The sequence below is a fragment of the Rhizobium terrae genome (assembly GCF_003425685.1).
GTDB classification, from domain to species: Bacteria; Pseudomonadota; Alphaproteobacteria; order Rhizobiales; family Rhizobiaceae; genus Neorhizobium; species Neorhizobium terrae.
Window position 1 is genome coordinate 577,034 of record NZ_QJKM01000001.1, and the last position, 24,418, is coordinate 601,451.

Here is a 24,418-nt window from a genome sequence, read left to right on the forward strand (position 1 = left end):
TCTATCGCTGCCTGCCGTTTATCAGTCTCCGATCGTGAAAGGCAGATGCAGATTGCCGCCGCGCCGACCATCGCCGCTGGGGTAACGCGCACCACCGCTGTATGACGAATCGAGGAAGAGATCGCCATCCAGATAGAGTCGGCTTTTATCATTGCGCTGCTGGGGCTTGCTATAAATTCGGTTGCCATAGAGGATGAGTTCGGTCGGGATTTCGACTCGGGACTGAAGCCTGTTCTTGAACACTTCTCGTACCTTGCCGAGCCACGACACAACGTCCTTGTCCGGCTGCCAGAAAAGGCCCTGGACCTGCTCTCGCGCCTCGCCTTCCTCCTGTTCGATCGCGCCGAGGACAAACTTGCCGAACAGCTTGACGGATTCTCGCGCGAACGGTCGTGGATCGTCTCGATCGAGCCACCAAAAATAGACATCGCTGCCGACGACCGGAAACGGTAAATCGATGATCACATCGCCGACAGGACCGCCCTCAAGGCAACTCGGATCCAATTCCCCGTCCAGTGCAATGAAAAAACCCGGCTCCAGTAATCCGGGATCGACAGTACTCTGTGCTTTCAGGGGTAGCGTCCACGAACCGGTCGAGCCATCCCATTGGTAAATGCCCGTCACCCGTATCGCTTCGTCGTCCTTGCCGCTCTGCACCGCCTTGCAGAGATGGTTGATGATGTCGGCGAGCGCATTGGAGTCCGCCTCCTTCTGCCCGGGCGGGCAAACCTTCGGACCGAGATAGATGCATTCGGCATTGAGGAAGCGTGCACCGAACGTGAGCTTGGGCGGCGCCGGGGTGGCGGGCGGCGATGCAAGCGTCGCTTCGACAAGCACGACGCCGCTATTGGCGAGCACGTCGGTGCCCGCGATGATCTGGGCCGTGGCTATACCTGACGCATTGGTGACGGCTTTGGGCGGACTGACCGTGGCATCGCCGGCAACGACTTTGAAATCGACTTCGATACCCGCCAGCGACTCCTTACCCCAAAAAACGCCGGCGACCAGCGGCCAAGGGCCGGGCTTGCCGGCGCAGAGTGTCTGCCCGTCGCCGGCAAAGGGCATAAACTCGATGCGCGGGCAGAGTTTGTCGATAGCCGCCTGCACGGTTTTCGAAATGCCGGGCGTGATCGCAGGAGCCGCCTGATAAAGGCAATTCTTCGGATCGTAAGCCACCTCGGCGGCAACGGACGTGGTGCCTGAAAAAACGATAGAAAGATGCAGCACATCTGCCTGCGCCGGATCGCTCGCATCCAGCAATTCGGCGACGACATGGTTGTGGTGACGATCCTTGTGGATCGAGAACCCCACCTGAGCCACGCCCCCTGCATTGGTTCTCAGCACGATCTCGGTCTGCGTGTTCTTCAGCACGTCGGCCGGCGGCGTGCCGGCGACCAGCGACAACCGCCCGCTGTTCGCCCCCTGATCGGCGACCCGGAAACGTACGGGCTTTCCCTTGACCGGCGTACGTCCGCGAGCGACGCCGACCCGCAACGGAGATTCGAGAAGCGTATAGGCCGCGTTGCCGGAGGCGGTCGGATCCGGCATCGCTTCCTGGCCGTCGCCGCCGAGATAGAAGAAGCTCTCGATCTTCGTCAGCGGCGAAAAGATGTTTCGGCAATCATCCTTGACACTCCAGCCGGCGGCGACTTTCTCGATGATGGCGAGCGGACTGTAGCGACGGGCGACGCCCTGCGGCGGCATGGCCGCCGGGCCAAGGGTCGCCGGGTCGGTCGGCCATTCGACGGCGGCCGTCAGCGAACGCGCCGGCACCAGCCAATAATCTCCCCCAACGGCAACATCGACACCCGGCAGCGACGTAACCACGACGCCGTTTTCCAGCACGAAATCCTGGCCCGCCACCAGTTCGGTCGGTTTGCCGCCTTCCCAGCGGCGCACGAGGCCCGTCTTCGGCAGAACCTGCACGTCCGGTTCGCCATTCTGAGTCAAAGGTGCAAGCGTCTCCGGATGCAGGATCGTGCGGATGCCCAACCGGGTACCGACAACCTCACCTATCTCGACGAAGAAGCCGGGTTCGCCATGCAGTATCCTCCCTTCGTCGCGCACTTCGACCCAGTCGTCGGTTGCAAGAGCGGTCACGTCGTCCTTGCCGACCTCCTCGACGACGAGGCTGCCATCCGCAACGTCCAGCAGGCGCGTGCGATGGATGGCGTTGTCGCGTGACCACTTGACGAGGATCGACCCCGTCCCCTGGACGCCGCCTTTGTGGATCTCGATCCGGTAGAGATGGTTTTCCAGACTGCGATATCCGCCCTTGGCCGGCAGTTCACAGGGGTTCGCCTGTGCCTGCGTCGCATCGGCGCGCACCTTCAATCGCAGTCGATTGCCGCTTCCCGGCATCCAGCCCGGCGGGAAGGACTTGCACATCGGCGGATTTCCGAGCGAGCCATCGGCAATGAGCGGCGCAAGCGGCAGGAATTTGACTTGCCAGATCACCTGGCTACGGGTCGCCGTATCCGGTCCCCCGAGCGCGACGTCGGCGATATATTCGTCCTCGAGATGGGTGACCTCGCGCTCCCATACCTCAAGATAGGCGAGGTAGAAACCGTTTGCCTGCGGCAGGACCGCGCCCGGCAGGAAGGGCTGCACCAGCGCCGAGGCATAGGCCACGACTTCCTTCGCGTTGCCGCCGCCGAGCGTCACGTCGAAACGCACGCGCTGCCGTCCGTTGTCCCCCTGCTGCGGTGCCTCGATGACCGAGACCTTGGCGAAGGTCGCCGCCGGATCGGGCGCAATCCCTACGAACTGTCCGAGCACAAGGCGCGGCCCCCCGCTCACTTCCCAGGTGGTATTGGCGCCGGTGCCGGAAACCTTGGTGAGCGCGACAGGCTGCGAATCGTGCTCGACCAGCACGCCCTGCACATAGGCCCGGCCCGCGCCGATCAGCAGGTCCGCGCCAGGACTTGCCGGCACGGGCGTGATCAGGAAGCCGGGAGAAGCCTCCGGCATGCCGGTCTGACCGATCACATCGAGGGCGGTAGTGCGCTCGAGATGGAGATCGATATCGACCTGCTCGTTCCAGTCCGCATCCACATGGACGCGCCCCTGTTGCTGGCGCACGGCGCTGAAGCGCCTCCAGGGACGGAATGTATCGCGCGTATAATCTCCCGTCATGGCTCCATCCTCAGTTCATGAAAAACACGCCGGCGGCGAGTCCGAACGGCAAATACTCGTCGAGCGCATCGCGAATGTTCGCGGCGCGCATGGGATTGAAGAGGCCGTTCATCGCGCCCATCTCGCGGCCGGCCTCGCCGCCGTCGGCGATCTCGACCGGGCAGCGGCGCGACAACTGGCCGAAGGCGAAATGCTCTGCCACCGTCGCCGTGAAGACCGGCCGGATGCGTTCGACGAGAGCCTGCTCGATCTCCGGCTGGAACGCATCGCCGGCCGCTTGGGCGGCCTCCTTCGCCTCGGCGACCTGGAGATCCGGTGCACAGCGATAGCGACGCGGGGTACGCGACTGGCGCGGCAGATAACAAAAGCGCAGGCAGCCATCCTGGCGGCGCGCGATGTCGAGCGGACCGACGAAGATCGTGTCGTCCGCCTCGATCGTGCGAGCCACGGTACGACCGAAGACAGTCGAGCGCATGATCGCAAGGTCGGCGTTGGGCGCCTCGATGGCGAGCGGCATTGCGGCACTGTCGCCGTCGGCGACACGATCCTCGCCGATCAGGCTGTCGCAGATACTGAACGTGCCCGCGGCCTTGCCCGCATCGAGCGGTCCTGACAGGCAATGGGAGAGCACGATGTCGAGCCGATCATTGTTGCCCTGCGCACCGGACAGGACGACAAGTCCCGTCTTCAGCGCCGTATCGGTAAGACCCGTGCTGGAATGGCGGATCTCGATATGCCCGAGATCGCCGCTCGCGACACGCACGGTGCCGGCAACCCATAACCCATCCAGAACGAGCGCGCCGGCGGCTTCGCCGGCCGGACCCATGCCGCGCACGACGATGTCGCTCGTTATGACGGGGCGCCTCTCCTGCGGACTCAACCAACCCGGTTCCCGCCGCAGGACGCCACCGCCCTTCGGTTCCGCCGGCCAGCCGCCCGCGACGATCGCAAGGCGCGCGCCGGCCGGGATTCCGATGTGGCTGGCGGGATCGGTCAGGTCTTCGTCATAGGTCGCATCGTCCATCAGCACGATGATGCCCCGCGCCCCGGGCGTTGCATGGGTATTCCAGCGGGCAATCGCTTTCTGCAGCGAATTGACGACCGGCCCGCCCTGGTCCAGGTCGAGCGTCACGATTTGGCTTCGAACGGTCACACCGACCTGCCAGAGCGGGTGCGCCTCATCCTTCTGCCGGAACGGATCGATCCACGCATCGACCGAGGCGCTGCGGTCATATGGCCCGCCGCCGATGTCGTGAGGCCGGCCATAGGCATAGGTCACCTCGGCCTGCTTGTTCTCGTCGTTTGGATGCAGCGACAGCCGGCCGAGTTCCGGATCGAACATGACCTGGCCGGCCTGGGCGGGCCGTTTCCAGGTCGTGCCGCCCATGCCGTCGGGCTGGTCGGAAAGGTCGCAGGCAAAGAGTTTTTCGGGTGTAACGAGCGTATTGGCGAGATGGACCTGCAGCACCGGCCGCAGACCGAAATAGGCGCCTGCTGCCGGTGTACCGTTCCGCAGCCCTCTCAGATCCGCCGCGACGGGCCGGCGGCGGAGCGGCGCGGGCACCGAACGTTCGGTGGTCGCCTCGGTGAGCGCAGTCTCGGTGGCGGCGCGGTTGAACATCCTGAGAGGCCGGCCGACGGGATCAAGCAGACGGAAACCGCTACCGATCGGCGAGATGGCAGGAACCGTGCCGCCGAGCCGGCCTGTCTGGGCATCGAAGGCGAAGCTGAGCGCGTAGCTCTGGATACGCCAGACGAACAGCCCGACATTCGGAATGTTGTAACGCCCTTCGCCGGTCATGATGGGGCGAACCTCCACATTGTGATTCGCGGCCTCGAACGGCCCGTGCACCAGCGAGGCGAGGTCGGCATTTCGCAGGTTCATCGTCGCCAGATTGTCAGGCCGGACGTGATTGACGTTCTGGCTCTGGATGAGGCGCTTGAAGAATTCCACCGCTACGCAGGGCCAGCCAGAAACGTCGCGGCCGACCTGTTCGAGGATCGCGCGCGTGCCCTTTCCCTGCCGGTAAGCGAGCGTGTTCGCGACATAGGCCCTGAGCGAACCTTCCCCGAACGAGCGCAGCCCCCGCGCGCCGACCAGATCACCAATATAGGGAACGACCCAGTCCTCGCAGGTCTCGATGAACCAGTTGTCGTAGAGGATATCGATATCCTGCTCGACCACTTCCAATTCACCCGCTAGGATCTGCATCAGTGCCTGTAGTGGGCGCCCCTCCTTGGCGTCGAGCGCGCGCAGATGATCGGGCAGCAGACGGTAAAGGCGCTCTCTGCTACGGTCACGCATCGGCAGCCTCCATCGTGAGCGCGATGCCGCTGGTGAAGATCGTCAGCAGTTGCGCGGGTTCCACGGCTGCAAGCGGATCAGCGGCCGAGGCGCCGTCCGAAAGTCGCGCCGGCCATGCGGGCAGCACCGTTTCCAGTACCGGCACCGCATCGGGATCGTTTTCGCTGTAGAGACCGAAGCCATCGAGATCGACATGAGAGACGCCTTCGACAGCCTGGATCGCGGCGATGATCGCGGCAGCGCTCATCGGCTCGGCGAGCGGGCGGGCGTCATAACCGAACACCGTCTTGAGGGCGGCCTCGATTGCTGCCCGCACGTCATCGGCGAGGTAGCGCGGATCGAAAGCGACCTTCGCGACGATCTTGAAATAGAGCGGCACGTGCGGCGCGACGATGAGCATCTGGCGTGGATCGCGATACCGTTCCATCGACGTCACGAGACTGGCGAGCGACGCATCGTCAGCATCGAAGACGCCTTCAATGGCGGGCGCGACAGTGACATGCACGATCTGGCGGCGGCCGCGCCAGATCGCAGTAACCTTCGCCTTGCCGATACCGGCGAAAGCACGCGCAAAATCCTCGTAATCGGCCAGCGAGACGATGCGGCCAAGAGTGCGTACGCTCTGCGGTCCCCGCTCGCGTGCCTCCGGCAGCGTTTCGGCATCCGCGACACCGGAGGCGGCCGACGGGTTGGTCACGGCGCGCACGCCGAGCGGGCGGGTCTTCAGAAGCGTCAGCGTATCCGCCTCGACCTGCCCCTCGCGGCCCATGCCGGTGCGATAGGTGGCCGCAACGTTGAGCGCTCCGGTCGGCAGGCGCCGGCCATGGCGACCGTCGCCGAACACGATGCGGGTCGTGCCGTCGTCGTCGATGCGCACGGCATAAACGGCATCGGTCGGACCGGCATCGTAAAGCGACGGCACCTCGCTCCAAAGAATGCCGTCGACACGCACCTGAAGCGTCGTGCGCACGCCGCTGTCGCTATCGGCGGTCACGAAGGTGAGCGGTGGTTTGGAGAGTTTGAAGGCCTGGTTCGCCCGTGTGGCGTCCCCGCTGCCGAGCACTTCCGACTTGGTCTCGCCATGGGTGGCGAGCGCCACATTGGCATTCACCGTCACGCTCGCCCGCTTGTAGGAAAAACCGAGCGCGCTCGAAAAAGTCAGCTTCGTGTAACCGCCGACATGGACAATGTCCTTCAGGATACAGGTCTCGTCCTCATCGACGCCCGGTACGTCAGCCCGCTCACCGGCGACCGCCACGGCCCTGCCCGGATCGAGGTCGAGATAAAGCCCATCCAGCGTCAGGTCCGTATCGCCTTCCATCAGATCTTCGAGGATCGGCAGACCACCGAGCGTCAGCGGCTGGCTCGCAAGTTTCACCGACGTCTCCCGGAAGTTGAACGGTTTGAACTCTGGTGCCATCACGCCTCCCGGGCCACCCCAGATGCCGGGTGCGTCGCCATTGGGCTCGACGACGGTCAATCCCGTCACCTTGCCGGACAGCGCGTAGTCTGCGCGGGCTTCCGTTGCGGCGCGTGCTACGCGCATGGCGCGGGTGACGCCTTTCACCGTCTCGAGAAGCACCCAACCCTCCGGTGCGGCTTCCGTCACTTCGCGTTCGAGATAAAGATGCGCATTGGAGAGGCCCACGCCCTGCGATGTCGTCCAGATGGATATCGGGCCGCCGTCTGGACCTGCGTTGTCCCAGTCCGTGCCGTAAGGGTCGGAACCCGTGCCTCCCCGTGTCTCGTCCGGCTTCGCCAATGTGTCATGTCTAGGGGCCGTCGCGCCGAAGGCGGCCACGCTCTGGCGCAGCAGATAGAGACCCGGATTGGGCTCCCCCACCTTAGGCACATGCACGGACGGGGGCTGGCGGAAGAAGCGCATGATCTTGATGCGCGGCCAGGCCTGGGTGCGCACGAAGGCCGACAACGTCGCCCCCGACCACGCAGCGCGACCGATGAGGCGAGAAGCATTGAACGCATTGAATGCGATCGGCTGAACGAGCGGCGCACCGATGCGCAGTATCGGATTGCGCAGCCTGAGCTTCAAGCGGCGCGGCTTGGCGGGTGCCGCCTCGATCGCGCCGAGCTGCACCTTGGTGAGGCCATAGGCGCGGTCTTCCTCGACGCCATCGATACGGAAGGGCTGAGCGCGAACGCCGGCGATGTCCCCATCGGCATCACGCCGTACGCCGACCGCGATCATCCGCCCACCCTGCTGAAGGGCGAGACCCAAGCCATCGACCTGCGCATGATCGATCCTCAGTGCCTTCACGATAACTTCGATGTCTGGATTGAGCAGCGCATCTTCCGCCAGATCGTCCAATATGGCCGGAATATCGATGTCGGAAGAGAGCGGCAGGAAAGGTTCGGCTCCAGCCGGGTCGAGGATGTCGATGATGTCGTCAGGATCGACGTCGGCGAGGTCGAAGCTGTTGTCGAGGTCGAGCAGATAAAGCTCGCCGTTGTGGCCGTCCGCGGCGTCCGCGGCATTCCAGTAGAGGGCGAGGTTCTGCGGCCGGCGGGTGCGGGCGGGAATGGCGTTCCATTCGGCCCGCGCCTCGATCGGCTCCACCGTCTCGAAAATCTGCGGCCTGTCCTGCGGCTGCGTGGGAACGCTCATCGCCTGCGTGCCGGACGGTATCTCGACCACCCGGAACGGATCGTCGGAACTCTCGACGGTGAAGGCGACGCGCGCGGAGGCTGCGACGCCCGGTTTGAGTTCGTAATCGATCGCCCGCATCAGCTCGACCAGCGACAGGCGCTCGGTGGCAGTGCGGACATAACCCTCGTTGGCGATCCGCTCCTGATAGAAGGCGAGCACGTCCAGCGTGGCGGCAAAGCTGTCGATCAGCGCAATGGTCGGATCCTCCGTGGTGCGGACAGTCAGGGCCTGCAGCGGAACCGTGGTGATACCCGAGCCGCGATCCTCCACGATCTCGCGCGGCAAGGCCTGCAGGGCGCGCGCCAAGAAATCCCCGTGGCGACCGATACGGTAACCAATGGCCGAAAGGCCGGCACGGTTGTCGGGCCGCTTCGGGGCAAGATCAGGGGCGTCGCAGGGGCCGGTTATTTCCCGGCCATGGCAGTTCTCGCTCATCGTCCGCCCTCCATGTAGAAGCGCAGGCGGCCGCGCTCCGGCGCGTTTGGATCGTTGTCGAGACGAGCCACCTCACGCCGTCCGATGGGTAGAACCCCTTCCTCCGCATAGTCGATGCTCTGCTCGTCGAGGCGGCGGAAACGGCCCGTCTGCGGAAAGCCGTCGATCTCGATACCGACCCAGCGCACGCCTTCAACGCCCATCGCTGCGGCTATGATCGGGCTTAGCAGTACCGGCTGACCGAACGTGAAACGGTCGGGATGGAAGAAGCCCGGAACGTTCTGCAGGGTGTGGCCGACCGAAAAACGGTCGAGCAGCGCCGCTTCGACATGTTCGGCATAGTGGCCGGATGCGACGCAGACCACGAGCGCGACATCGAGCGGCACGTAAACGGGCGGCTCGATCTCGACGTCATGACCGGCGAGGCGGAAGGTTTCGAGGTAGCCGCGCAGAGCAGCTTCAAAATCCTCGTCGACCTCGCGTCCTCCTTTGCGGTCCACCGCGATGAACATCGTATGCCAGGACCCCGTCCAGCGCCGCTCGGCATAGGCGCGCTGTACATCCGGATAGGCGCCGACCACGGTCATGTAATCCTCGGTCGTCACGGCACGCTTCTGGCGCTTAAAAGCGCGCGGCGCCGACAGCTTGATCGCCGTCAGCGTCTCCGGACCCGTGCCGCCGATGGCCGGCAGGGGATTGGTAAGCGACGCAATAAGGTCGGTGTCAGCCATGACGACATGGCCGATGGCACCCGCCCCGACATTGCCGTCCGGACCGTTGCCCACCCGCAGCCGCGCCTGCAATGCCGCCCCTTCGGGCGGCGCTCTCCCGAACCGACCGTCGCCGAAACGGAGCGACGCCCCGCCGGCATTGGCGGTCTCCACGACGAATTCGGACGCGAAACGGTCGCTGAGCAGGAGATCCGCCTGTGCCGTCCAAGTCTCGCCGCCGCCGACGAGCGTGATCGCGGCAAGCGCTTCTTCGGGCATTTGCGAAAGTGTCGCGCGAGCGGAACGGGAGCGGCCGAGGCTTGGAACATAGGGCACGGCCCGGGTGATCGGCGCATCGGCGACGATCGGACGCCATGGCGCAGCCACCGGCGCGCTCGGCGGCGACAGGGCGGACCGCCCGCGGAGATCGGCATGCAGCGAGGCCGCGGCCACGTCGGCCTCGACCCGGTTGGCGTAGGCATAGTCAAGAGTGCGGCCATGATCGGCAAGCACGACATTTGCGCGAGCCACGGCGGCCGGTTCGGCACCGTCGTCGGTGAGGCTGAGAGCGAAGGCGAGCGCGTCCTCCTGTCCCCACCGGACCTCCAGCACCGACGTGTCATCCAGCCGGTCGACATATTCGCGTGGCGTCTCGATGAGCCGCACCGCCTGGCGGTGATCCGGATCGGGTGGATCGGCGGCCGTGCCGCCAAGCGGAATGCGCTCTTCGAGGATCAGCACATCGCCCTTATCGAGCTTGGTCGCGGCAAGTGTCCCGACAAGGTGGGCGCCGGTCGTGCCCACAGGCAGGCAGCAGATATCCCCGCTCCAAGTGTGGAAATGGAGCGCATTGCGCGCGACCCGCAGCCGTGAAACATCCTCCATCGTCTCGAAAATCCGGCAGCCGGCACGCACCAGCGCCGCAATCTTTCCCGGAACGGGTGGTAATGCCGCGGCGAGCGCCCCAAAGCCGGCCTCCGCCGGCGGACGGGTCAGGAGCACGGTGCCCGCCGGCAGGAGCGGTGGTGCCGCTTCTTCAGCATCCTGCGCCGCGTCGATCGCAACGAAGGCGCGGGCATTGCAGCCTTCGTTCACCCGGTAGCCGAGCAGCCGCGCATGACGTCTGGCCGATGCCCGCAGCCGCGCCCGCGACAGATAGGCCTCCGTCGCCACCCCATCCTGATAATAGCTCGCCATGTCGGCAGCATAGGCCAGCGCCTCGACGAGCGTGACGCCGAGATCGGCAGGGCTGCGTTCCGTCCAAGCGGGGATCGTTTCGGCCATGCGGTCCAGCATCAGCTGGCGGAAGCTTTCATAGTCCTTGGCGAGGTAACTGATGCTCGGCCCGATCTCCGGCCTGCTGTCGGCAGGGCTGGCCGGCAGGCAGTCGAAATCGGTCGGGCAATCGGCCTTGAAGGAGAATTCGACGGTCGCCAGCGCGTGATCGAAATTGGCCGGTGGCTCATCGGTCTGGCCGTCGGTGAAGATCAGCCGATAGCGCGAGAAATCGCCATAGCGGTCAAGCGTCAACCGGACGGTCAGCACATCGGGTCCGGGTTCGACCGCCGTCACCCTGATGCCGCGAATGCGCACGCCGCCTTCGATGACGAAATTCCCTGGGGTCAATGCCAGCTGACCGTTTTCCGTCAATCCATCGGGCCGGAGGAACGACACATCGATAAGACGCTGGCGCAGTTCGGGCACGGGCGTATCGTCGTCCAGCACCTCCAGAAAATCGATGCCGTTGATCAGGAGGCCGCCTATCTGCTTGTTGGAAGCAAGCACTTTCTGCCGCCGAGCCTCGCTACCGCAATGCTGCCGGATGATCATCGCCTCAGGCCTCCCGCACCAGCTTGACGACCCGCACCTCGTCCGTCTCCAGTGCCCGGAACTGCACCAGGACCGTAAGCGCGGAATCACTCGACTTGACGTCCACAGCACGAACCTCGATCAGATCGGACAGCCAGCGCTGCAGGCTGCTCTGCACGAGATGCTGCGTGGCATTGGCGAGTTCCGGCGCGTTTTCAGCAAAAACGAGCTGTTTCAGCCCCGAGCCGAAATCCGGCCGGTTGACCCGTTCACCGGGATAGGTGAACAGCACCAGCCCGATCAGATCGCGAACGTGTTCGTCGAGAGACGCGCCTGCGGTGCGGCCGTCGGCGGCGATCCGATAGGGAACTGCGAAATGGACGGGCTCGGTCATCGCTCTTGCCTCATGTCGCCGTCACCTTCATCTGCACGCTGGAATAAATGAGCGGACCTCCCGGGATCTGCTCGGCCGACTGGCCCATATCGGCCGGCCCCTGCAGCATCGCCGGCTTGCCCTCCACCATCACCTTCACGGCCGGTTGGCTGAGTACGCCCTTGACGCAGGGCTGCGGCTTGCCGGTTGGCACCGTGAACGGGCATCCGGCAATCGGCACCTGGTCACCCGAAAGCACCACCGGCCCGTTGTCGACCAGCACCTTGCTGGACGTCGCGATGAAACTCGCCTTGGCAGCATGCGTGCACTGGGCCTGGGAAAGTGCGGTGAGGATCGGAAACGGCATGGCGGACCTCACTTCATCACGACGAGGTTGGTATTGTTGATGGCGACGCCCGTCGGGGTCATCGCGATCGTATTGCCGGCACAGGAGAGCGTGAGCCCGGTCGCATCGGCCTTGATGGAGGCCGTTCCGGCCGCACCGCCGAGCGCGATCTCGATCGTCAGCATCGGCAGAGCCGGGTTGCTGTCCGCTTCCAGCGTGAACTTGTCGGTCTTCAGCACCGTCTTGGTGATGCCGAGCGGTCCGGGCGGAGTCGGCGGCTCGCCCATTCCCCAGAAGCAGCCGGCCAGGATCGGATAGTCCGGATCGCCGCGCTCGAATTCGATCCAGACGCTTGCGCCTGTCGGGGGAACCGCGAAGAAACCGACGCCGTCGCCGGCATAGGGTGAGCAAGGCATCGCCCAGGCGAGCGTCACATCGCCCAACACGTCGGGCACGCTGACCTGCACGCGACCGAGACCCTGCGGGTCGATATTGTTCTCCACCGTGCCGCGGTATTTACCGAAATAGGAGTGTTTGCCGCCCGCCATGCCTCTCTCCTTCACGCCACCCGAACGAGCGGCGACAGAGCGCCGAGTTCGGCGCGGGACAGACTGAAATCCTGGCTGTAGCCACCCCTTGCCAGCCGGTGCGTAACGCTGCGCACCACATAGGTTCCGTCGAAGGAGAAGCCGGCACCACGCAGGTCGACAAGCGCGCGGGCCTTCAGCACGTCGTTATAGGCGACGCTGTCGAGCGTGCCGCTGACGGTCACGGTGTCGTCCGAGGAAGCGTCGAGCTGGCCCAACGCTCGCGCCAGCGCCTGCATGGCGTTGAGCCCGCTCGTCTCCATGCCGACCTGGCGCGTCATCGACATGTTGGTGAGCGTCGTCGGCACCGCACCGAGCGGCGGGCGGGTCGGCATCAGCGCGATGACAGGCACCTCTTGGCCGGTCAGGCGATCCTTGACCTTGCTGGAGACGAATTTGGTCGCGAGGAGGTTTTCCGAGAGCGAAACGGAGCTGACATTGGTGATCGGGCCGAGATTGACGTTCAACGCCTTCTGCGGCAGGCCGATGCGCACCGGCGGTCCCCAGTAAAGCATGTTGGAAAGCGGCGCGGGACCAGCCTCGATGAACGTCACGAAGCCGTATCGCTCTGCCATTTCATGCAGGTAATCCCAGTCGGATCCACATTGCACCGGCGTTCGATCCACGGGGATCGGCTGATCGAGAGCCGGCGGGGGTGTCGGCAACGGTGCGACCAGGTATTCCGCGTACGAGGCAGCGATCTTCGCGACAATGACCGGTTCGGCCTGCGCGGGATGCTCTATCCGCTTCTCCTCTTTCTCGAACAGGATGGAGATGTCGTCGCCCGTCAGCACCAGCACGCCTTGTCCCGGCTGGTCGCCCGGAACCACGTCTCGCTTTGTGACGATGCCGTCCATGATGACCCGCGGCGTGATGTCGAAGACGACCGTCAGCACCACGCGCGCGCCGACTGCAAGCAGCGGATTGGCCACCAGTTCGTAGTCCAGGAATTCCAGAGGGCCGCCGCGTCCGATGGCGAAGCTCAGCCGGAAGCCGGAACGTTCGCGGTCCGAATGAGTCACTTCCACTTCGGTCAATGCCTCCAGCACGCCGACCGGTGCCGGCAGCGCCACCGGCGCCGGTCCGATCAGCATATTGAGACGGACGCCGAGCAGGTTCATCGCCCGCCTCCCAGGCCGAACGGCAGCGGTATAACAAGCCGCCGGCCGGCCTTCGACGTCAGCTCGCCCGGATGCATCGCCTCGTTGGCATCGGCAATCTGCCAGAAGGCGGTGGGCAGGCCGAGATGTTTGTAGGCGACGTTGTCGATGCGGTCGGAATCGGTGACGCCGATCCGACCCGCTACCGCATAGGCTTCGGGAAGCGGCAGGATGCGGCGCGTGACGTAGGCGACGGCGCGGCGCCCATCGGGCTTGGCGAGACTTGCCGTGGGAAGCCCGGCATAGCGGCTCTTGTCGTCGAACATCACATCCTCCTCAGAACAGGTTGACGTCGTCGCCGAGCACGGCGCCGATATTGGACACGCTACCGATCACAGCCATGGTCTCCTTGACCACCTGGTGCGCCATGAAGGCCCAGTAGCCCGGATGAGTGAGCGGCAGATCGCTGTAGGTCAGCACGCGCATGCCGATATCGGCCGTGGCGCGGATCGGGTTCAGCTGCGGATCGTGGGCGGTTTCGGTGATCGACAGGCTCGATACCTTGACCGGCACGACGCGCTTCCAGCCATAGATGAAAAGCGTGAGGGGAGCCGCCGGCGGCACGATTTCGATGGTTCCGGTCGCGAGCAGCGCGGTATTGGCGATGACGAGCGCACTTTTCGGATAGACGAGCATTTCGAGCGCCGAGAGCTGCGGATAGAGCCCGAGCGTCGCGGCAAGGCCATCCGCCTCCTCCAGCTGATCGATCACGTCGATATTGATCGTTGCCGAGATCGTCTCGTGCGGTGGGCCGCCGAGCCTCAAGGCCTCGGTGCGTGCGCCGGCGGCATCCGAATATTGCGGATCGAGCGAACGCGTCAGTTGCTCCGGATTGTACTGAAACACCACCACCGAGGCGATCGGGTTGAATATGTCGATCCCGACGATCGCGCCCTTGAGGATTTTCGGTGAACGGGGAAAATCGGTCATGGCGCGGCATATCCCTCGTATTCCGCTCCTTCACCGGACTTCGGCCAGATGATCCGGTCGAGTTCTTCGATGTAGAACGGTGTCGTCGTGTTCATCCGGAAACGTACAAGCCCCGTGGCATCGGGTTCGCTGACATAGGAAAAGCGTGCGTCAATGCCGTAGACGGTGACGACGGGAACCTGTTGGCCATCGCGTATTCCAAAGAACGTCATTGCGATCGGCACCGGGGTATCGGGATCGACGGCGCCGAATTCGGGCAGGCCGCCGACGATAACGGCCAAAGTCTCAACTGGCACATTGTCGTTCTCCCGGCCGGGCGGAATAGGTTTCGGTTCCGCGATCGGGATCTCGCCGCCCTCGGGCTTTACGGCCGCCGCGCGTTCGTCAGGTAAGGTCAGTGCCAGATCGCCGGACTTGCCGGATGTGGGGGCCGTTTCCGGTTTGGAGGCAGTGACCTCACCTTCGGCACTCTCCTTCTCCTCGTCCTCAACCTCTCCGCCTTCGGCTGGCCCTTCCTCCTCACCCTCGCTTTCGGGAGGCCGGAACGTCTCGCCGGAATAACCGTCCTCCTCGCCCCCGGAAACACCGAGATTCGCATCTCCAGCACCGGATTTTGCGGATTCGTCCTGATCCTCCTTCCGGGTGTTGTCCTTTTCATCCTCAGGTGGCGGCTTCGCATCACCTTCCGGTGGCGGCTTGCCACCGGCATTCGGAGATCTGCCCTCTTTCGAGGATGCGCCTTTGCTTGTAGGTGGTTTTGCCGAGCTGCCGCCAGAGCTCTCCGGGATCTTCGATTCCGGTTTTGGATCCTTGGACGAACCGCCGCCGCCTTTTCCGCCCTGCGGCGATGCACCGCCTCCTTCACCCCCAGCCGTACCCTTGCCGCCCTTGCCCGCACCACCGCCTTTGGCTCCCGAGCCGCCTCCCCCTGACGAACCGCCACCTCCACCGCTCTTCGGCGGGTCGCAGGGATAATCCTTGGGATCGTAAGGCTGGATCTGAGCAGCCATTTCCTGCTCGGTGCAGATCAGGTCCTTGGCCCATTCCGGCAGCAAATCGCGCAGCACACCGGTGATCTTTGCCGCCATCTGCTTCGGCAGCATCTGGACTGCCTGCGCGCCGGCGAATGCTTCGGCGAAAAGCTGCTGTGCATCGCAGGATTCGAGAATCAGATCGATCAAGAGCTCCGACGGCGAGAGATCAATCCAAGAAAGGATTTCATCGAGCAGGGACACGGCACAGGATAGACCACCGGTCTCCACTCCTCCGGCCGCACATACCAGGAGACGGCCAGCCCTGATCGCGCGTTTGGCGACCGCAACCAGTTCACCGACAAACTTCGCGTCGTCCAGGAGATCGACGACCGTCTTGACGACGGTTTGATAGTCGCCGAATAGCTGGTTTATCTTCTTCTCTATCTCAGCCTCGGCCGTCTGCACGAATTCTTCCATCTTGCCGGTAAGATCAAAAAGCTCGTCGATGGAAGTTTTTGTATCATCTACCAAACGGTCGAAGGTGCGCCGCAACCCACTTGACAGGCAGTCATAGACGGCATCGGTCGTGCGATCGAGCAATTCCAGTCCGATCTTCTTGATCACGGCTCCACCGAACCGCAAGGCCGCATTTTTCGCTCCCTTTCCCTTGACCTTCTCCCATTTCTCGAGCTGAGCGCTGAACCACTCCTTGACGCGGGTGCCGAGTGCCACAGCCTTGATGAAGAGGGTGCCGAAGACGCGCCGCAGCATACCGATGGCACCGGCTTCCCGGCTCGACCAGAAGCGGAATTTCTCGATGCGCTTGAAATTGCCTACGAGTTCCGATGCATTCGGTACCTTACGACTGTTTGGTCCGTTGTTTTTGGCGAGGATTTCAAGAGACTCTGCGGCGAGTCCACGAAACTCCATTGCATTCTGCTGATCTGCCGGGAAATTCCGCAAGAATATGCCGCGGAAGCTGTCGCCGGGATTTTGCGCGCTGTCTCCCACACGGGCCAGGTTCCAGGCTTTGAGATCGAAAGGTTTTGGTGGCGGTTTCGGTTTCTTCGCCGGCTTTCCTTTTCCCTTGCCGCCGCCTTTTCCGGGGGCACGGCGCGGACGTGCATTTTCGAAACGGACACCCCGCGGATCGCGAGGCAACGGTTGGACAAGCGGATCGAGAACCTGTGTTTTCAGGCGTTCCTGTACCCGCGCAAAACGATCGGTGTTGGGATCCTTGCCGGTGAGTGCCGCCTTGAGGCTCTTCTCTTCCGGCAACAAATAGTAGACGTAGATTCCGTCGTTCTGCGGGTCTTCCGAGATAACCCAGCGTCCCTCAATTACAGGTGCAGGACCTGTCGCTCCGGCGGCGAGCGCAGGCACCTGCTTGCCATAGGAACGCAGTTCTATGCTTGGAACAAATGTCACGGCTGAAGGCTTTGCCGTGGATTTGGGATCCCACTCGGATGGCGGCTTGAGGCCTTTCAAAGCCGTGGCATTGTTCAGCCCCCATTGGCGTCCACCTTCGCGTTTGGGATAGCCGTTCACGAGGTCGCGCAGATTGAGCACCGTCTTGAGGTGGTTCTTGACTTGCCGGTCACCGTCCTTACGTGCGTCCTCATTATGCCCCGGCTTGGTATCGCCGATCTGCACGGACGTAGGCGCCTGATCGATATTCTTGATCTCGTCTCCATCGACACGGGGAGCACGGTTCGACGCGTGGGAGAAACCAGCTCGCGGGTTTGTCGTACCGCCCGTGCCGATAGTCGCCGTCTTCGGGATCGCCAGCGGGTTTTTCAGGATCGGCGCGTCGAAATCCCGCACGGGAACGCCGGTGGGGTTGGACGGGCATTCCGCAATCACGCCGATCGTTTTCGTTGGGCTCGCCTTATAAAGATCGGCAAAGCCGCTGACGTCGCAGCGGTTGCTTTGCCCCTTGGTCGAGCCAGGCATCGGCGCTTCGGTGAGAGTTGAGCGATCGGCCCCTGCAAGCGCCAAATTCGCCTGATCGTGCTTCGCCTCATGGACCCCCAGGACGGCACGACCGCCGACACCGGTGCCTGTCGGGACCCAAAAAGTCCGGAGATTGCGCCGTTGGACGATCGGCCCGTCCGTCGCGGAAAGCAGGCGTCTTCTCACCGGCCCCGGCTGCGTCTGCTGCAGCACGTGAGCGAGTTCGTGAGCCATGGTGAAACCGGTGTCCGGCCTTTCGCCGCGGCCAAGCCAGACGTGGCTGCCATAAGTGAAGGCATGGGCGTCGATGTCACGGTTGAGCGTTTCCGACTGCGCGCCGTCATGCACCCGCACGGAGGAAAGATCGCGGCCCATGCGGCTTTCAAAGAAGTCGCGCGTCTCCGCCGGCAGAGCCCGGCCACCGCTGGTGAGGCCGGCCGGCGTAGCGGCAAGGCCCGGAGTCGCCGTGCTCGCGGCGGGACCGGCATCGCGCTTGCGAGCCTTCTCCTCCGCCGCCGCGCAGGCTGCGCATCTGCGCTGGATGCCGCCTGAGGTGCCGCCGGTCTTCACTGCCTCACCGAAGCCATCGGCAAGGTCGCGGCCCCCACCGTTTCGAAGCGCACGCACGCCGTCCTCCTCCGTCCCACAGGCGGCACAGCGCCGTACCCGAAGCGCGTGCGGCGCCGCCGCCGTATCCGACATGGATGTTATGCTGCCAACGGCTGGAGCGGCGGGCATAGCGAGCGTCTGCCCGGCGATGGCGTCCGCCTCGCGTTCGAAAGCATCGTCTGCAGGCCCTACATCCATCAAAGGCTGGACCGGCGTACCCTGCCCCGACTTCTCGTCCTCCTCCTTGTCGAGCGGGGCGGCAGGTTTGCGGCGCGCCTTCTTTTCCTCTTCGGCGGCGCATTCGGCACACATTCTCTGGGGTCGAGGCGGAGCAGCCGCCGGTTGCGCCGGCAGGCTCGCGAGCGACAGGGCGACCCGCGGCAGAGCCGGCGCAGTCCCTGCTTCTTCGACCGCCCGCCGTTGCGGCTGGGCTTTCGACGATTGAGCCTGCTGGTGTTGCGGCGTTGCAGCGGTAACGGCCCGGGCAGCGGCGGAAGTGCTCATCGCACACCTCTCCGCTTCATCACCGGGATCGGTAACGCAGACCTTGCGGAACCGGACGCAAGGGCAAGGCCTAGCGCCGACCGGGCAACTGCTCCGATCCGCGCCTCCAGTGCTGCGGGGGGCAGAGCGGCGACGGCGTCATCTAGAAGCGCTGCCCGCATCGCCCGTTCGATCGCCTGCACCACGGCTGCGCGCCGATGGGCTGGGATGCCCGACAGGACCAGGTGGTCGACAAGGAGGTGGCGATCAGCCATGGACCACCTCCAGGCTCCAGCCGCGCAGTTCGGCATCGGTGAGAACCTTGCCAATCTTTTCGTATTCCGCCCGGGCGGCGGCCTGCACATGGTTCATGCGGATCGGCGTACCCTCTTCGGCGGCGAGGAAGGCGGCGTTGAGGGCAATGTTCTTGATATTGCCGCCCGGCACGTTGAGCTGGGCGAGACGAGCGGGATCAAGCCCTTCGCAAGGTGCGTTCTTCGGGAAGGCGAGCTCCCAAATTCCGCGTCGCTCCACCTCGCCGGGAAAGGGGAAATCCACGACGAAACGCAGGCGCCGCAGGAAGGCCTGGTCAAGATGCGAACGCATGTTGGTGGTGAGGATCGCCAAGCCCCGATAGCTCTCCATGCGCTGCAGCAGGTAACTGACCTCGATATTGGCATAGCGGTCATGGCTCTCGCGCACTTCGGTGCGTTTGCCGAACAGCGCATCCGCCTCTTCGAAGACGATGATGGAGGAGGAGGCTTCGGCCGCGTCGAAGACGCGCTTCAGGTTGCGCTCGGTCTCGCCGATCCACTTGCTGACGACGCCGGAAAGATCGACGCGGTAGACCTCGAGGCCCGTCGCTGTGCCGATCACCTCGGCTGCAAGCGTCTTGCCCGTGCCGCTCGGCCCGCAAAAGAGCGCGCTGATGCCAAGTCCGCGTCCCCCGCCGCCGCCAAAGCCCCATTTTTCGTGCACGATTGCCCGGCTGCGCACCTGGGCGGCGATCGTCTTCAGCATGTCGCGCTTGCGCACGGGCAGGATGATATCGTCCCAGCCGACCGCCGGTTCGATGCGCTCGGCGAGATCGTCGAGATGCGGACGGCTGAGCTTGCGGGTCTCGAACCACAGGAAATCCGCGAGTGCCTGCCGCATCTCAGCGGCGGGACGCCTGGCCTTCCTGTCCTGTGCCGCTTGCCGCGTTGCGGATGCGGCGATCGTTCCGATCAAATCCGGAGACACGGTGAAATGCGCCGCGAGCCGCTCGACGCTTTTCGCCATCGGGCGTGCGAGAGACCCAAGCTCCGCCCGCCAGAGCTCCTCTTGCTCCATGCTCGTGCCGCGCGGCAACAGAGCGATCTCGACGGCGCGGTGCCCGGCTTCCAACGTTTCCGCAGACAGCACGACGGCCGGGCAAGCAAGGCCTACGAGGAAGCGGCCGAAGGCGCGCCGGTCGTTGGAGGCCGTCAGTTCATGAGCGTCGAAAACCGGTACACGGCGGGCAAGACCGTATTCACGGCCAAGCAGCCGCGCGACGCGGCTTCGCTCCGCAGGTGCGGATGGCAGCGTTTCGACGTCGATGCCGAGCGGTCGGCAGCCGGCGGCCTGGACGGCGGCGGCGGCAACCGCAAATGCCGCCTTGCGATCATCACCGACGATGAGAAGGAGCGGCGCATCACGATTCGCCGCTGCCGCCTCCAAGCGGTTTGCCAACCCTTCCGCAAGTGCCGTCTGCGACGGCGCCAGGACGACCTGCTTATCGTACTCTTCTCCGTAGACCGCAAGCATCTCATCGAGCGCATTCAAGCCGACGAGATGGTGCAGGACGCGTTCGGGCAGGATGAGCTGTCGAGCGCTCGACACGACATCTTCGCCGAGTTCGATCAGCCCGGGCGCGCGCAACCGGCCATCGGCTGCAAAGGCACTCCAGTGACCGCCTTCGAGAACGCTGAAGGCAAAGGCGACGGTCGGAATCTTGAGCCGTTCGTCGCCCTGCGCCATCGCGATGAGCTCCGCGCTGGCAGGTTCCAGCGCTGGCAGCGCGGCCAATACGAGCACGGTCCGTTCGAAGGCGCTGAGGCCGAATCGATCGGCAAGATCGTCGAAAGCGGTCCGCCCGCCGCCTGCTTTGGGTTTGGCCGGTCCTGCGGACGCCGCCTTGCGGCCGCGCCGCGGCGGCTTCTCCTTCTCCCCTGCCGGATCGAGGGGCCGGCCGGCCACGCCGGCGACGCGCGTGAGGACCGGATCAAGCGCGACCTGCAGCGGCGCCCCCTCCTCTTGCTCCTTGCGCTCCGGCGCTCTCTTCCTTCGGCCGGTCATGGGATCGTCACCATCGGTCCGAGGATTTGGCGATAGGTAACGCTCAGGGGATCGTCGTCGATCTCCGGCGCGCTCGCCACGCCGTCTACGACGATCTGGACGTGGTAGTCATCCGGCGCCACATCGGTGAAGGGAAATACGAGCTCGTCCACTGGATAGGCCGCGTCGGCAACCGCCTCATGCGCCAGCCTGAAGCTCCGAGGAGCCGATCCCTTGCCATCGAGCAGCAGATGGACCGTCTGACGTTTGACGACCTTCGGCACGATCTTCACCTTGAGCGTGCCGTCCACCGGCTCGCCGAGCGGCGCCGGATCGGTCACGAGCGCATTGGCCGGCAGCGTCAGGACGGGTTTCAGCACGAAGACCGCCGTGTCGCCGACCCGCGCGAGATGAGGCGGTGCTCCTGCAGGCGGCGGCACGACGATTTCGATTAGGACCGGGCCAGCGGGAAGCTCACTGCCCCCGAAGGTTGCAGCAACAAGGGAGATCACCACACGTTTCGCGGAAATCGCGATACCTGCCGTCCCGACCGTGATCCCACCTATGCGCAGTTCAAGATCCGAGCGCGCGAGCCCCTCACCCGTCAGCACCACGCTGCCGCCCCAGACGATCGGCCAACCAGCTCCTTCCGGCGCCTCGGCGCCGGCCAAACGGGGACCTGACAGCATGAGCACGGCGCTACCAACCTGTGTCACCGGCAGACCGGGACTGCCGCTCGCCCTGGTCTCGATATAAACGGGGCCGAAGCGATAGGCGACCGAGAGCGCATAGGGCACCTGGAACAGCACCGACCAGAGTTTCGACATTTCGTCGAGCGACAGATGGATCGGCGAAGCCCGCACCCGCTCGCCGGCCCGCTGCAGGTCGGCGTCGTCAAGCACGGAGGGGTTTTCGGCAATCGCCTTGGCGATCATTGCCGGCGTGATCAACGGCCGATGCTCGACGATGCGTGCGACGCTGGCGAGCAGCCGTTCCGGCGCGAAGTCTGACGGCGTACCGCTGAATGAGAGCAGGTAGAAGAGGTCGAGCGCCACGATGTCGGGGCCGCGCATGCGCCCGGCGGAATCGCGCGAGGCCAGATGGGCGTTCCGGCCCGCCGCATTCGGCGCGACTTGGTAGAGGAAGAGGTTGACGCCGGGAGAATCGTCCTCGTTGTTGCCGGTCGCAGCAGGACGGCCGATCTTGACCTGCGCGCCCGGCACGTCGGTATTGAGCGCACTCTGGAGCGCTTGCTGAAGGGCGGCGGTGACGGTGGCGATCGCGAGGTGGTTGGCCATGGCAAACCTCACCGCCCGCGCGGACGGGCAAGATGGTCGGCAAGACTCGGCAGGCGAGCAAGCGCGCCATTGCGCACGGCGGGGGTGGCGGGCGCATCGGCGCGCACCTCGATCCGGCCCAAACGTATCTCAACTGTTGCGGGCACCTGAGGCGCCGGGGACGAGGCAGGAGGAAGAGAGGGCCGTGCCCTGAAAGACGGACGGGCCGAGACGGACATGGTCTCCTTTGGTTCGGTCGGGGTCACGGCAGCTGCTTCAGCGGATTCAACACGGCCAATCGGGTGAAGCAGCCGGGAGGAGGAGTAAACGGGCGGGGCCACCGGGGGGTTAGGCGTTTCCAGCGATGCATCGAAAGCCATCAACCGGGGCCTGAGCAGGATGGCGCTTGGCCGGGCAGTCGCAACTGCTTCATGGCCCCTCGGCATTTCATCCAGAGGCCCTTCCCTTTTCATGCCAACAGACGGTGGTTGAACAGGCGGCTGCACCGCAGCGGAAACGATCGGCGCTTCTCTTCCACCGGCAACGGACGCGTTCTGTGCGACCGGAACAGCCATAGGTATCGCTGCATCCCGGACGCGTGGAACGGGTCGATCTGCATGTGCCATGGTGGCCGGCGGCAAAGACGCCGATCCTTCGATGCTGGAAATCTTCGGTTCATCCGACTGGATCGTCGCATCACCATCCCTCTCCCGGATGGGTGGACGAAACTCGACGGCGCGCAACGACGAGGGCGAGGATGCCGGAGGTCGGGACATATCGTCAGCGGGAATTCTGTCTACGGCAAGGGCGGCAGCGGATGGTGCCGCGGCTGAGCGTAGCGATGCAGATTCAGTTGCCCTCACCGCATTCGACGCGCCGACTGGCCGGTCCGGTATCAGGTCTGCATCGATGGGCACGTCATCAACCGGCAATGCGTCAAGCTCGGTGACCGATCCACCTGGAACCGCCCGCGCCGGTTCGAAGCGAGAACGCGGCCTCGCGGACAGGCCTCCCGCTTCGCCGAGCGTCCGCCTGACGAGCCGGGTCAGAAAGCCGCTCATCGCGCAGCCTCCAGATAAAAGCGGCGGCGAGCCGGCGAAAGCGCCAATATGTCCTGTTCTGTCCAGTGATAGGCGCGCGCCAGTTCAGCACATTCGCCAAGCAGCCGGTCGGCCTCGGCACGAATATCGTCCCACAGAATGGCGGGAGCATCGAACTGCTCGGTCCAGACACCGCGGCAGACTGGGCAGGTCAGTTCCAATTGGATATCGGCAGCGGGATCCAAATCTGCCAGCGCCGCCTCTACCCCGAGCGCCCGAGCGGGCTCTGCATCAAGCCATTTCTCCAGTGCATCACCGGACGAAAGCCAGTGCGATCCATCGGCCGATGTCAAGCACCGACGCAATAGATGGCGGCCGAAATCGACAGGCTCCCGCACCGTATCAAGATCGGCGAGGTCGCCCGCCGTGACGGGTCTGACGATGCAGGGCTCGCCGTCGAGATCGAGGCTGCACGATTGCCACTCCCCCGGCACCGCCGTGCACGTCAGCCCTATGTCCTCGGCTGTCAGCTCAAGCTCAGTGCGGGTACCGCAATGCGCGCAGTGCGAGACGAGCGACAGGATACGCCCGAAACTCATGGCGCGGATATCCATGAGTTCCGCGTCGCGCCTTCCCACCGTGATGGCGCGCAGCGCCTCGAAAGACCGCGTGGGCGCCGCGCGATCGAGGATCGTAAGGGCAAGCGAGGCCACGCCAACTGCGCCGGCGTCGGATAGGTCGAGAATGTCTTTTGCAGTGAGATGGCGGAACAGAGGCTGCACGATCCGCCTCCGCTTACACCACAGGCTCGACGAAGCTCGGCTCTGTCGGCTCGGTCACGTCGTAATCCCGCTCCCAGCCCTCGTTCTCGAGTTTCAGGGTCTGGATCGCCACCGCGTTGGCGCCGGCGTCGAGTTCGGGCAGAGCCTGATATTCCGACGGCCAGCAGCGGTAGATCTTGTAGGCGATCGCAAGCTGCCCCGCTTCGTTGTAGACTTCGAGGATGAGGTTCTTGCGGAAATCCTTGAGCGAGACTTCCGAACCGAGGCCCGAACCATAGTTCCAGACCTTGTTCGCCCATTGCTCGAATTCCACGTCGTGCGTCACGCCCCGTTCAAGCGTCACGGCTTCGTATTCGGTCTGGCCTGGCGATTTGCGTGAGGAGGACGGATCGCCGCCCTCGCGATGTTTGACCACATCGGTCGTTCGCTTGAGCGCGCTGACCTTGCTGATGCCGGCGACATAGTTGCCGTCCTCGGTCTTCACCCGGAACTTGAAAGTCTTGTACGGGTCGAACCGCTCGGGATTGGCGGAGAATTTGGGCATTGC

Annotated in this window: 17 protein-coding genes and 1 pseudogene; all 18 read right to left on the minus strand. The window is 64.5% G+C overall.

Translation table 11 applies throughout. The features are described 5' to 3' along the window. Positions 1–21: 21 nt before the first annotated feature. The 18 genes and pseudogenes from DMO26_RS02490 to DMO26_RS02565 all read right to left on the minus strand — a co-directional run bounded on the left by DMO26_RS02490 (position 22) and on the right by DMO26_RS02565 (position 24,415). Positions 22–3,135 carry a DUF6519 domain-containing protein gene (locus DMO26_RS02490; RefSeq protein WP_117190419.1) on the minus strand — a complete coding sequence of 1,038 codons (3,114 nt, stop codon included), beginning with the start codon at positions 3,133–3,135 and terminating at the stop codon, positions 22–24. A 10-nt stretch (positions 3,136–3,145) separates the two neighbouring features. After that, positions 3,146–5,440, minus strand: a complete 2,295-nt coding sequence (locus DMO26_RS02495; RefSeq protein ID WP_117190420.1) for a hypothetical protein — start codon at positions 5,438–5,440, stop codon at positions 3,146–3,148. After that, a complete protein-coding gene (locus DMO26_RS02500; protein ID WP_117190421.1) occupies positions 5,433–8,540 on the minus strand; it encodes a putative baseplate assembly protein in 3,108 nt (1,035 codons plus the stop codon). Before DMO26_RS02500 ends, DMO26_RS02495 begins: the two co-directional genes overlap by 8 nt. Continuing rightward, positions 8,537–11,080: a putative baseplate assembly protein gene (locus tag DMO26_RS02505; protein ID WP_117190422.1), complete on the minus strand. Its 2,544-nt coding sequence runs from the start codon at positions 11,078–11,080 to the stop codon at positions 8,537–8,539. The genes DMO26_RS02500 and DMO26_RS02505 overlap by 4 nt, the downstream gene beginning before the upstream one ends. A 4-nt stretch (positions 11,081–11,084) precedes the next feature. Beyond that, positions 11,085–11,453 (minus strand): GPW/gp25 family protein, encoded by a 369-nt coding sequence (locus tag DMO26_RS02510; protein ID WP_117190423.1) that lies wholly within the window; start codon positions 11,451–11,453, stop codon positions 11,085–11,087. A gap of 10 nt (positions 11,454–11,463) precedes the next feature. Then, positions 11,464–11,799 (minus strand): hypothetical protein, encoded by a 336-nt coding sequence (locus DMO26_RS02515; protein ID WP_117190424.1) that lies wholly within the window; start codon positions 11,797–11,799, stop codon positions 11,464–11,466. 8 nt (positions 11,800–11,807) lie between these two features. Continuing rightward, positions 11,808–12,326 carry a phage baseplate assembly protein V gene (locus DMO26_RS02520; protein WP_117190425.1) on the minus strand — a complete coding sequence of 173 codons (519 nt, stop codon included), beginning with the start codon at positions 12,324–12,326 and terminating at the stop codon, positions 11,808–11,810. An 11-nt stretch (positions 12,327–12,337) separates the two neighbouring features. Beyond that, positions 12,338–13,486, minus strand: a complete 1,149-nt coding sequence (locus DMO26_RS02525) for a hypothetical protein (RefSeq protein WP_117190426.1) — start codon at positions 13,484–13,486, stop codon at positions 12,338–12,340. Beyond that, positions 13,483–13,791 carry a LysM domain-containing protein gene (locus tag DMO26_RS02530; protein WP_117190427.1) on the minus strand — a complete coding sequence of 103 codons (309 nt, stop codon included), beginning with the start codon at positions 13,789–13,791 and terminating at the stop codon, positions 13,483–13,485. The genes DMO26_RS02525 and DMO26_RS02530 overlap by 4 nt, the downstream gene beginning before the upstream one ends. A gap of 10 nt (positions 13,792–13,801) precedes the next feature. Continuing rightward, positions 13,802–14,455: a hypothetical protein gene (locus tag DMO26_RS02535; protein ID WP_117190428.1), complete on the minus strand. Its 654-nt coding sequence runs from the start codon at positions 14,453–14,455 to the stop codon at positions 13,802–13,804. Beyond that, positions 14,452–17,427, minus strand: a complete 2,976-nt coding sequence (locus tag DMO26_RS02540; protein ID WP_226951176.1) for an ICP22 family protein — start codon at positions 17,425–17,427, stop codon at positions 14,452–14,454. The genes DMO26_RS02535 and DMO26_RS02540 overlap by 4 nt, the downstream gene beginning before the upstream one ends. A gap of 207 nt (positions 17,428–17,634) precedes the next feature. After that, positions 17,635–18,495, minus strand: a pseudogene (locus DMO26_RS35020) (eCIS core domain-containing protein); the annotation flags it as partial. Beyond that, positions 18,492–18,749 carry a hypothetical protein gene (locus DMO26_RS02545; RefSeq protein ID WP_117190430.1) on the minus strand — a complete coding sequence of 86 codons (258 nt, stop codon included), beginning with the start codon at positions 18,747–18,749 and terminating at the stop codon, positions 18,492–18,494. The pseudogene DMO26_RS35020 and the gene DMO26_RS02545, both read right to left, overlap by 4 nt. Continuing rightward, complete coding sequence (locus DMO26_RS02550; RefSeq protein WP_117190431.1) at positions 18,742–20,793, minus strand: ATP-binding protein; 2,052 nt, start codon at positions 20,791–20,793, stop codon at positions 18,742–18,744. Before DMO26_RS02550 ends, DMO26_RS02545 begins: the two co-directional genes overlap by 8 nt. Then, positions 20,790–22,070 carry a DUF4255 domain-containing protein gene (locus DMO26_RS02555; RefSeq protein ID WP_117190432.1) on the minus strand — a complete coding sequence of 427 codons (1,281 nt, stop codon included), beginning with the start codon at positions 22,068–22,070 and terminating at the stop codon, positions 20,790–20,792. Before DMO26_RS02555 ends, DMO26_RS02550 begins: the two co-directional genes overlap by 4 nt. 8 nt (positions 22,071–22,078) lie before the next feature. After that, positions 22,079–22,216: a hypothetical protein gene (locus DMO26_RS33500; RefSeq protein ID WP_162894668.1), complete on the minus strand. Its 138-nt coding sequence runs from the start codon at positions 22,214–22,216 to the stop codon at positions 22,079–22,081. An 890-nt stretch (positions 22,217–23,106) separates the two neighbouring features. Beyond that, positions 23,107–23,871: a hypothetical protein gene (locus tag DMO26_RS02560; RefSeq protein ID WP_117190433.1), complete on the minus strand. Its 765-nt coding sequence runs from the start codon at positions 23,869–23,871 to the stop codon at positions 23,107–23,109. Positions 23,872–23,884: 13 nt separating this feature from the next. Continuing rightward, positions 23,885–24,415 (minus strand): phage tail protein, encoded by a 531-nt coding sequence (locus DMO26_RS02565; protein ID WP_117190434.1) that lies wholly within the window; start codon positions 24,413–24,415, stop codon positions 23,885–23,887. Positions 24,416–24,418: the final 3 nt, after the last annotated feature.